The organism is Prevotella sp. AM23-5, from assembly GCF_003473645.1.
Lineage (GTDB): Bacteria > Bacteroidota > Bacteroidia > Bacteroidales > Bacteroidaceae > Prevotella > Prevotella copri_A.
This window is the reverse complement of record NZ_QUCG01000046.1, coordinates 20,109-29,794: the sequence shown is the minus strand read 5'-3', so window position 1 is coordinate 29,794 and position 9,686 is coordinate 20,109. Positions and strand designations below refer to the sequence as shown.

The window sequence follows — 9,686 nt, the reverse complement described above, 5'->3', positions numbered from 1 at the left end:
CGATTACATAAGAATTAACAGAGTATTGTACTATTATCTACAGAATAATAAAGAGTTTCCTCGATTGATAGGCAATTTTCAGAATTTCCTATTAGATAGTGGTGCTTTCACATTTATGTCGGGAGCAGGTGTAGTTGATTTCGATAAATACGTAGAAGGATATGCCGCATTCATTAAGAAATGGAACGTAAAGAACTTCTTTGAGCTTGATATTGATTCAGTTGTTGGTATCAGAGAGGTTGAAAGACTTCGTGAAAAGCTTGAAAGATTAAGTGGACGTAAGCCTATCCCCGTTTGGCATAAGTCACGAGGAAAAGAGTATTTTGTTGAAATGTGCAAGAATTACCCTTATGTCGCTATCGGTGGTATCGTAACCAAAGAAATACCTATCAATAAATATGAGAAGTTATTTCCTTGGTTCGTAAAGACAGCACATAAATATGGCTGCAAGATACATGCCCTTGGATATACAAATATCAGAGGATTGCATACGTATCACTTTGATTCCGTGGATTCTACAGCTTGGCTTTATGGTAATATGAGCGGTTCTATATATAAGTTCAATGCCAAGAACGGAACTATGGATAAAACCAAAGCACCTGAGGGCAAGAAACTTCGCTCAAAGTTGGTTGCTGCACATAATTTCGGCGAGTGGGTACGCTTTATGAAGTACGCCCGTGCAAGATTATAAAAGATAAATATTTAAATTTTAATTAGTTATGAAAGATTCATTGATTATTGTATCAGGAGGTATGGACTCGGTAACTCTCCTGCATGAGAAGAAAGAGAACATTGCTCTTGCTATTTCTTTTGATTATGGCTCTAACCACAATCAGAAGGAGATTCCTTTTGCTAAGTTGCATTGTGAGCGACTTGGTATCAAGCATATTGTCATTCCACTCAACTTTATTCACGACTACTTCAAATCCTCTCTCCTCGAAGGTGCAGAAGCTATTCCCGAAGGCAACTACGATGATGAGAACATGAAATCAACCGTAGTTCCTTTCCGCAACGGCATTATGCTCTCTATCGCTTGCGGTATCGCAGAAAGTAACGGATTGAAGAAGGTGCTTATTGCTAACCATTTCGGCGACCACGCTATCTATCCAGACTGCCGCAAGGGCTTTATTGATGCCATGTCAGAGGCAATGAAGAATGGTACTTACGAGGGTATCAGCATTGATGCTCCTTACACCAACATTACGAAGACAGATGTTGCTCGCCACGGCAAGAAGCTTGGCATCAACTACGCTGAAACTTGGAGCTGCTATAAAGGCGGTGAGAAGCATTGTGGTAAGTGTGGAACTTGTATGGAACGCAAGGAAGCTCTCCGTGATGCTGGTATCTCTGACCCAACTGAATACGAGGATGAGTAAGGCAAGCGGTAATACAAGGTTACTTACACCAAAGCAAAGACAGATAGATAAGGCTCGGAACGAATATAATCAAATCGTTTCGAGTTCCTTGGTTGATGCTTCTTTATCATTTTTCTCAGAACAGACGGGTGCTCACGCTATCTTTATGAAAGGACATAATCATACTGATAAAATCGCTGATGCCGAAGCAGAATTGGAAGTGGCGAGAGCTATCGCAGATAATGGTATAAATGTTACACTTACTCCTGAAGGCGATAAATATACGATGTATGCAACCAATGTAAAGATAAACAAGGATGGTTCTAAAAAGTATAAATTCGCAGAAGGTTTAATGGCGACATATACCTACGAGCAGAAAACGCCTACTGAGATTAATTCTTCTGCAGAAAGTTCGGTTCGTCTTGCTATTAATCATGCAAATGATAAGCACGCACAGATAGCATTGATATATGATAAGCATTCACTCTTTCATACCAAAGATATTGAGAACGGAATGAAACTTTATCAATCAAGGCATAAAGCATGGAAGACTAAAGGTGTAAAAGCTGTTGTAGTAATTAGCAGTAAAAAGATACTATACGAACATCATTTCGATGAGTAAAAAGCAAGGAGCATAAGGCGATGCCACCATACTGTGCTCCTAAGACAAAAGTCGGGCTGCTGACATCTTCGCTACCGACTACCCTTTATTAGGTCGCAAAATTAAGAATAAAAATTGAAATAACAAAATAAAAGGAAGAAAAATTATGTATTACGTTTCAAAAAGAATGGAGATTGCCGCTTGTCATAAGCTGAATCTCTCTTATGAAAGCAAGTGTGCCAACCTTCATGGGCATAATTGGATTATTACTGTCTACTGCAAGGTTAAAATGTTGAACAAGGATGGTATGGTGATGGACTTCAAGCATATTAAGCAGAAGATTCACGGCTACCTCGACCACGGCAACCTCAACGAGCTTTTGCCTTTTAACCCTACTGCTGAGAATATCGCCAAATGGATTGTTGCTCAGTTCCCAGAGTGCTACAAGGCAAAGGTACAGGAGAGTGAAGGCAATATCGCCGTTTATTGTGACGATGATAAGATTGACGGAAAGGAGGCTCTCTAATGGCTAAGTATAAGGTAAACGAAATCTTCTACTCTATCCAAGGTGAGGGAAGACATGCAGGTAGAGCGGCTATCTTCGTCCGTTTCTCGGGTTGTAATTTAAAGTGTCCTTTCTGTGATACTGATTTTAAGAAGTATGAGGAAATGGGGGCTATTGATATTCTGAATAAGATTCAGTTGCTCTCACCTGATTGCAAGTTCGTTGTCTTTACGGGCGGTGAGCCTACATTGCAAGTGGATGAGGAGCTTACTACTCTTCTCCAAAATTGGGGCTACTATATTGCTGTGGAGACCAACGGAACGCATAAGATTCCAGGTGGTATCAACTGGGTTACTTGCTCTCCTAAGTGCTTATTCGTAAAGGGCGCAGAACCTATCATTAAGATTGCTACTGAGGTGAAGGTTGTCTTTGATGGTGAGCACGAGATTACCGATTGTGGTATTGATGCAGATTACTACTACGTTCAACCTTGTGATACGGGCGATGCAAAGAAGAATGCCGAGATTCTGAAACAGACTGTTGCTTTCGTAGAGGCTAACCCTAAGTGGCGACTTTCTTTACAGCAGCAGAAGATTCTCAACGTGAAATAAATCATTTCGCCTATGAGCAAGAATAAAAAGAAAACCCCGACAAAGTATCGTCCTATCTACTTTTATTGTGGTGGGAAACTTTGTTGGGATTCATCAGGTGACCGCAGCGAGGATGATGATTCCGTAGTGGATTTCTATCATTGTATGCGATGCGGTGCTTCTTATGAGGTATATGAGCCTAATGAGGAGGAGAAACAAGATTATAAAAAATATTGGAAAGATAAATAATATGGCTAAGATTACAAAAGAAACAGCAGAGAATCATATCAAAGAACTCTTGGAGTATATCGGTGAAAACCCAAATCGTGAGGGTTTGAAGGGCACACCCGACCGTATTATCAGAATGTGGAAAGAGATATTCAGAGGCTACGACCCATCACAGAAACCAAAGATTACCACCTTTGATAACAATGATGATGATATCGTCTATGATAACATGGTTATCGACCAAGGCGATTTCCACTCCAACTGCGAGCATCATTGTGTTTGGTTTTGGGGCAAGTATTGGTTCGCATATATTCCGAACCCAAAGGGAAAGATTCTCGGTATCTCTAAGATTGGTCGTGTAGTTGATTACTGCTCAGCTCGCTTACAGATACAGGAGCGATTGGTACACGACATCGTAGATATGCTGAAAGATGCTCTCGGTAGCGAATACCCACCACTTGGTATTGCTCTCGTGATGAAGGGTCATCATTCTTGCAAAGAGTTCAGAGGTGCAAAGAAGAAGGGCATTATGACCTCTTCTTACCTTGAAGGTGCTTTCAAAGACGACCCACAAGTGAGGGCTGAGTTTATGAACCTCGTAAATGGTGATAAGTATGAAGGTTAAGTCAGTCAAAACACAAATCTTGGAGGAAGTGGGTTTTCTGCTTCCTACCAAGAAACTTCTTTCCTCTAAAGAAAAGGTTGAAATCATGGAGCAGTTCTTGATGATGCCAGCGAGCCAGATAGTGACTTTGCAACAAGATGGACGTAAGTCATCTTTTGTACAGCAGATAGCAAAGCTGCTCTATAACAACAATCTTGGAGAGTATTTTAATGTACTGAAAATGTGCCGAGATATGGCAGCAGAGGAAGAAGAAAATAAAGGTGCTTTTCTTAAATAAAAGCTTTGTTGGGAATAAATTAGGAATAAAAGTTATTAATATGCCATTATCAAGAGATGAAAGCAAGCGTAAAAAACAGCTTGCAAACCTTGAAAAAGGTAAGTTTAAAAAAGGTGGAGTTGGCAACCCCAAGGGCAGACCGCCAAAGCCTAAGACGATGTCATTGTTCATCGAGGAAATGAAGGAGAAGGGCTACGAAGTGCCTTCCTCTCAGATTATCGCAGAGTCTTTTCTGTATATCGCAACGCTGCCCGAAGACGAATTGAAGGCGGTGTTGGCTGATAAGTCACGCCCGATGATGCAACGCATTATTGCCAAGGGAATACTTGACAAGAAAGGACTTGATGTGCTCGAAAGGGTTATTGATAGAGCCTACGGAAAGATTCAGCGCATTGACCTTACAAGCAAGGGCGAGCAGATTAAGCAAGACCCATTGCAAGTACACGTTGTTACCAATAATGAAGAGTATCAGAAGATTCTCGCTGAGATTCAGAAAGAGAAGGAAAAGAAGGACGCTGAGCCAGATAAAAATATAGGAGAATAAATATATGAAAATACAGAAGAAATGGGCTATGCCAAGTGGTGATACTTTCGGTATAAAGCCAATCAGAGAACTTTTTGATAAATATAATAAAGGTGGTGTTATTATTGACCCATTCGCAAAGGATTGCAAGCTCGGAACAATTCGCAATGACTTAAATCCGAACTGCGATACTCAGTATCACCTTGACGCATTAAAGTTCCTTCAAGGGCAGAAATCTAACTCTGCAGATATGGTATTATACGACCCACCTTATAGTGTTACACAAGCATCTTTGCTATATAAGGATTTTGGTAAAGAGAAATTGGAGGTAAATGTCTCTAATACCAAATATTGGTCTTTATGTAAGAAGGAGATTGCAAGAATATTAAAGAATGAAGGTATCTGTATTTCTTGTGGTTGGAATACACAAGGAATAGGAAAATGTAACGGAGCGGTATGTAAAGAGATTCTTATCGTAGCACATGGCGGTTCGCACAACGATACCTTAGTCACAGTTGATGAAATAAAGAAATAAGAGCAAATAAAGGATAACAGAGATATGCCGCACGTATATTTAGCAAAGAACTACATGAGGGTAAAGGCAGCGAAAGAAGCAGGGTTCACAACTTGCTCTCTTCAAGGAAGCTCACGCTCTGCGAAGACCTATTCTGTTGTGCAGTTCCTTTGTATGCTTTGCTTCAACTATGCTGGAACGACCGTTTCCATCATTCGTGCTGGTATGCCTTCCATTAAACGAACTGTCTATCGTGACTTCAAGGATATAATGCTTAACTTTGGTTGGTGGGATGATAAGTGCATGAATAAATCGGAGTTCGTTTATACTTTCCCTAACGGCTCTTGGATTGAGTTCTTCTCCACCGATAACGAGCAGAAGGTGCGTGGTTCTAAGCGTAAGATACTTTTCGTAAATGAGGCGAATGAGCTTTCTTTCATCGAATGGCAGCAGCTACAGATGCGTACCACGGAGTTCTCTATCCTTGATTATAACCCTTCCTTCTCAGAAGACCATTGGATAAATCAGGTAAACGAAGAAAAAAGCACTTATTGGTTTATCTCCACTTATAAGGATAATCCTTTCCTTGAGCCAAAGGTTATCGCTGAGATTGAGAGCCTTAAATGGAAGAATCCGAGCCTTTGGCGTATTTATGGTTTGGGATTGCGCTCTATGGTTGAGGGCTTGATTTTTAAGAATGTAGTCATTGATGATTATATTCCTATTCAAGCGCACAGACACCGATACAGAGGTATTGACTTCGGTTACTCCAATGACCCTACGGCGATTGTTGATGTGTATATCTACGGAAAGATTATCTATATAGATGAAATATGCTATCAGACAGAAATGCTTGCTTCTGATATTATTAGAGTATTGAAAGAGGATAAAAAAAATATTGAGGTAATATCAGAGAGTGCCGACCCTCGTCTGATTGATGAAATCTATAATGCTGGTATTGATATAAAACCTGTAAAGAAGTTCGCAGGTTCTATTCAAGCTGGTATTATGAAGATGCAAGAATACACAATTCATATAACAAAACGCTCTACAAATGTAAGAAGAGAATTTAATAATTATACCTACCGCCAAGATAAGGAAGGAAAGTGGCTTAATGAGCCTATAGATATGTATAATCACGCTATAGATGCATGCCGATATGTTGTCATGGAGAAGTTATTGGGCGATTATGGCAGCGGAATGCAAGCCGCCGATATTCTCGGTTTGATGGGTTAAAATAGAAATGCTTATGAAACGAATATATGATAAACAGCCAAGGGAGCATCATCGCAAACGCTCCCACTATAATAGCAGAGGAGTAGCCAAATTATCCTTTGATAATGAGAAGGCAGCCGCAAGATACATAAAGAAGAAGCGGCTGCTCGGCTACTCCGCATACCTTTGTTGTGAGTGCAATCATTGGCACATTGGAAGGAGTAAAACAAAATAAGGCAGAGAAGAAATCCTCTTCCCTGCCCAATTCCTATGATAGTTTTACATTCTTTACTAACCAATCACCGATGGTAAGATGCTCGGCTTCTGCTTTATGTTTCAATAAGAAAAGATAGTCTTTATCAATAGACGTATGAAGCATTGTTTTATTGAGCTTCTTACGCCCTGCGCCTATTCTTGCGCCTCCGCTTCCTTTCTTTCTCATTTTATGCTTTGACCGTGATAGCGAGGGCTAAGATTTTATTATTCAGGCAGATAGTTATAATTCTTTTCGATATAAGCTTCTAACTCATCTATCTGCTCTTGTGTTGGCTCACCCATATTATCCTCGGTCTCAGAATCATCAAAATACTCGTTCCAACCTGTGCCGTTCTCTGCGTTGTGGATGATATAATCTGCAATGCTGCTGTACCAACCATTCATAATGGCATCTTCGTTGTCGTGAACGATACTACCAATGTAATTGTCGATATTCTTCTTCATACTTTTGCCTTATCCGTGATGGCGAGGGCTGTATAGTTTTATTAATCAATTATTGTGATGAACTCAAATTCATCTTTAATCACATCATTCTTCCAATAAATAGCCTTAACCTCATTTAAGGTCTTATTCCAATCCTCAACAGAGAAAACAAACTCTATGATTTCGTTATTGTTCTCCATCTCATCACTGATGTACGAAATAGACCATTCATTGCTATCTACTTCATTGATGCAAAACGCTTTCTCGCTTGCCTTGCTCAACTGTTCAAGGTCACTTGAAATAGTGAACGTCAAACTTTTCTTTCTACCGATGATTGATAAACCATCTTTGCGTGTAATTTTGATTTTCATTGTTGTATCTCCTATTATTAATTATTTACACCGCAAAAATACTTATTTATTTTGAAATCACAAAAGCTTTTTCAAAATATCTTTTAGAATTTAAATATATTTAAGTAATCTCAGACTTGTTTATATACAGAACCTCATTTTTTTTAATAGCATCTATTAATTTATTAACTTTGCCTCAAAATAAACGTTTATTATATGAGAGCAATAGAACAGATAGTATCAATACAAGATGCGAACACAGTCCGCTCGGTATTGACCGCAAGGAAAAAAGGCTTTAAGACACCACTGAGTGCGCTTGAAGAACAATGGAATCCGTCAAAGCATAAAATCTTTGATGAGGATTTCCGTCCTAAGAAACGAATCAAAGTACCTACGGGTCAGTATGACCCTATCACGCAAAAACCGATTTACAAGGATAAGAAAGTTGAGCCAGTAAGAATCGCTATCCCTGCTCAGAAGTCAATCGTAAATCTTACTGTGGGTTTCTTGCTTATGAATGCCGTTACCTATAAAGCTACGGCACATGGTGTTGATATAAAGAAGATGAACGATAAGCAGCAGAAGCTATATGACGGCATCATGCATTGCTATCACGATAACAAGATGAAGTACTTCGATAAGCGACTTGCCCGTACCCTCTTCAAGGAATGTGAGTGCGCTGAGTTATGGTATATGCCAACAGACGCAGAAGGAAAGCTCCGAGGTGAAATCCGAGTTCAGTTGCTTTCACCTTCAAATGGTGATAAGCTCTACCCTCATTTCAACGACTTCCACATCATCGACGGCTTCGCCCGTGAATACTATGTATATGATGAGCTTGGAAAATCTGAGCTACATTTTGATGTATATACAGATAGATTGTGCTATCAGTACACTAATATTGATGGCGCAGGATGGAAGCTTATCTCTGCCCTACCCCATGGCTTCACCAAAGTGCCTGTTGTTTACTATAGACAAGACCAAGCTGAGTGGGAAGATGTTCAATGGGCTATAGAAAGAGTTGAGACATGTATCTCTAATTGGGGTGATACGAATGACTACTTTGGCACGCCTAAGTACTTTATTAAAGGTCGTTTGGAGGGCTTCGCTGAGAAGGGCGAGCAAGGCGCAGTCTTCCAAGGTGGCAGTGATGCAAGTATGAACGTCCTTTCTTGGGATAAATCACCTGAGAGTGTGAAGGGTGAAATTGCTTACCTCTTCAATATCATCTATTCATTTACCTCAACAGCCGATATCAGCTTTGAGAATATGAAAACCTTGGGCAGCAACACCTCGGGTGCGGCTATTCGTTTGATGTTCACTGCTCCTTATATGAAAGCAGATTTGAAGACAGAAATGTTCGGTGAAATGTTTACTCGCCGCTCGAATATCGTAGCTAACGGCATCTGTAATACGGGAGTTTACGTAAAGGGTATCGACCAGAGTGTTGCTGAGCAGATTGACTTTGAGCCAGTCTTCAAGCCATATCTGCCAAAGAATGATGTTGAAATGTTGCAACTTATCACTTCATCCAATGGTGGTGCAAAATCTACCTCTAATCGCCGTGCTATCGAGCTTAACCCTCTCAATGATGACCCTGATAAGGTTGAGGAAGAAATGAAGAGTGAACAGAAAGAAGCGTTGGCGCAGCAAGCAGCCCTTTCGGGACTTGGTAGTGCCGCAAGTGGAAGTCAGTCAGTTTCAAATGAAGAAGAGGAGGAATAAATATGGCAAAGAATAGTGGAAATACGAGAAAGAAGAACTCTGAGAATATAAAAGAAGCTCAGATTTCGTCAAATTTAAGAGCAACTTACGGTGATTCTTGGAATATTAATAATTTCATAAAAGCTTCTCCGTATTTTGATGAGGAAACTGTGTATGAAAATTTTAAAGAAAAATATGCACAACAAAATCCTGCCTATGGTCTCTCACAAGAAATGGATGATGTTGATAAAACGTTTAAAGACCTTGGGGAGGATAAAGAAATAGATATGACAAAAATTGATATTAGTACACCGCAAGAATTTCTCAATATATCAGATACTGCGAAGTATATGAATACTCAAAAATATAATGGAATAAAGGCGGTTAGCTATAATATGAATGGAAAAAATAAATTAATGATTGTAGATGGTAATCATCGTTTTGTTGCTGCTAAGCTTAATGGTGTAAAGAAAGTAAAAATGAGAGTTATAACAATATAA

The 9,686-nt window shown here is 39.7% G+C and carries 16 protein-coding genes; 13 read left to right on the top strand and 3 right to left on the bottom strand.

Features of this window, described 5'->3' with window-relative positions; translation table 11 throughout:
* The 11 genes from DW657_RS11655 to DW657_RS11605 form a co-directional block, all read left to right on the top strand.
* On the top strand, positions 1 to 691 hold a 691-nt coding region (locus DW657_RS11655; protein WP_233546936.1), incomplete at its 5' end, for a hypothetical protein.
* A gap of 28 nt (positions 692 to 719) precedes the next feature.
* Positions 720 to 1,376, top strand: a complete 657-nt coding sequence (queC, locus tag DW657_RS11650) for a 7-cyano-7-deazaguanine synthase QueC (RefSeq protein ID WP_118312641.1) — start codon at positions 720 to 722, stop codon at positions 1,374 to 1,376.
* Positions 1,369 to 1,977 (top strand): hypothetical protein, encoded by a 609-nt coding sequence (locus DW657_RS11645; protein ID WP_118312640.1) that lies wholly within the window; start codon positions 1,369 to 1,371, stop codon positions 1,975 to 1,977. Before queC ends, DW657_RS11645 begins: the two co-directional genes overlap by 8 nt.
* A 145-nt stretch (positions 1,978 to 2,122) precedes the next feature.
* On the top strand, positions 2,123 to 2,482 hold the full coding sequence (locus DW657_RS11640) for a 6-carboxytetrahydropterin synthase (protein WP_118312639.1): 360 nt from the start codon (positions 2,123 to 2,125) through the stop codon (positions 2,480 to 2,482).
* Complete coding sequence (locus DW657_RS11635; protein ID WP_118312638.1) at positions 2,482 to 3,072, top strand: 7-carboxy-7-deazaguanine synthase QueE; 591 nt, start codon at positions 2,482 to 2,484, stop codon at positions 3,070 to 3,072. The genes DW657_RS11640 and DW657_RS11635 overlap by 1 nt, the downstream gene beginning before the upstream one ends.
* Positions 3,073 to 3,084: 12 nt before the next feature.
* A complete protein-coding gene (locus DW657_RS11630) occupies positions 3,085 to 3,300 on the top strand; it encodes a hypothetical protein (protein WP_118312637.1) in 216 nt (71 codons plus the stop codon).
* Between the two features lies 1 nt (position 3,301).
* Positions 3,302 to 3,904, top strand: coding sequence for a GTP cyclohydrolase I (folE, locus tag DW657_RS11625; protein ID WP_118312636.1), 603 nt, complete (start codon positions 3,302 to 3,304; stop codon positions 3,902 to 3,904).
* Entirely contained in the window at positions 3,894 to 4,181 is a 288-nt protein-coding gene (locus tag DW657_RS11620; RefSeq protein ID WP_118312635.1) for a hypothetical protein, read from the top strand. The genes folE and DW657_RS11620 overlap by 11 nt, the downstream gene beginning before the upstream one ends.
* 40 nt (positions 4,182 to 4,221) lie before the next feature.
* Positions 4,222 to 4,725 (top strand): hypothetical protein, encoded by a 504-nt coding sequence (locus DW657_RS11615; protein WP_147381931.1) that lies wholly within the window; start codon positions 4,222 to 4,224, stop codon positions 4,723 to 4,725.
* A gap of 4 nt (positions 4,726 to 4,729) precedes the next feature.
* Positions 4,730 to 5,239, top strand: a complete 510-nt coding sequence (locus DW657_RS11610) for an adenine-specific DNA methylase (RefSeq protein ID WP_118312633.1) — start codon at positions 4,730 to 4,732, stop codon at positions 5,237 to 5,239.
* A gap of 24 nt (positions 5,240 to 5,263) precedes the next feature.
* A complete protein-coding gene (locus DW657_RS11605) occupies positions 5,264 to 6,454 on the top strand; it encodes a PBSX family phage terminase large subunit (RefSeq protein WP_118312632.1) in 1,191 nt (396 codons plus the stop codon).
* A gap of 247 nt (positions 6,455 to 6,701) precedes the next feature.
* Here DW657_RS11605 and DW657_RS17850 read toward each other — a convergent pair whose 3' ends face one another.
* From DW657_RS17850 to DW657_RS11595, 3 genes are read right to left on the bottom strand one after another with little or no spacing between them, the layout of a single operon-like run.
* Positions 6,702 to 6,875: a hypothetical protein gene (locus DW657_RS17850; RefSeq protein WP_158577362.1), complete on the bottom strand. Its 174-nt coding sequence runs from the start codon at positions 6,873 to 6,875 to the stop codon at positions 6,702 to 6,704.
* Positions 6,876 to 6,913: 38 nt separating this feature from the next.
* Complete coding sequence (locus DW657_RS11600; protein ID WP_118312631.1) at positions 6,914 to 7,153, bottom strand: hypothetical protein; 240 nt, start codon at positions 7,151 to 7,153, stop codon at positions 6,914 to 6,916.
* A gap of 41 nt (positions 7,154 to 7,194) precedes the next feature.
* Positions 7,195 to 7,503, bottom strand: coding sequence for a hypothetical protein (locus DW657_RS11595; RefSeq protein ID WP_118312630.1), 309 nt, complete (start codon positions 7,501 to 7,503; stop codon positions 7,195 to 7,197).
* Between the two features lie 195 nt (positions 7,504 to 7,698).
* Between DW657_RS11595 and DW657_RS11590 the strand changes: the two genes are divergently transcribed.
* The gene (locus DW657_RS11590) at positions 7,699 to 9,207 is read left to right on the top strand and encodes a phage portal protein (RefSeq protein ID WP_118312629.1); all 1,509 of its coding nucleotides are present in this window, start codon (positions 7,699 to 7,701) and stop codon (positions 9,205 to 9,207) included.
* A 2-nt stretch (positions 9,208 to 9,209) separates the two neighbouring features.
* On the top strand, positions 9,210 to 9,686 hold the full coding sequence (locus DW657_RS11585) for a hypothetical protein (RefSeq protein WP_118312628.1): 477 nt from the start codon (positions 9,210 to 9,212) through the stop codon (positions 9,684 to 9,686).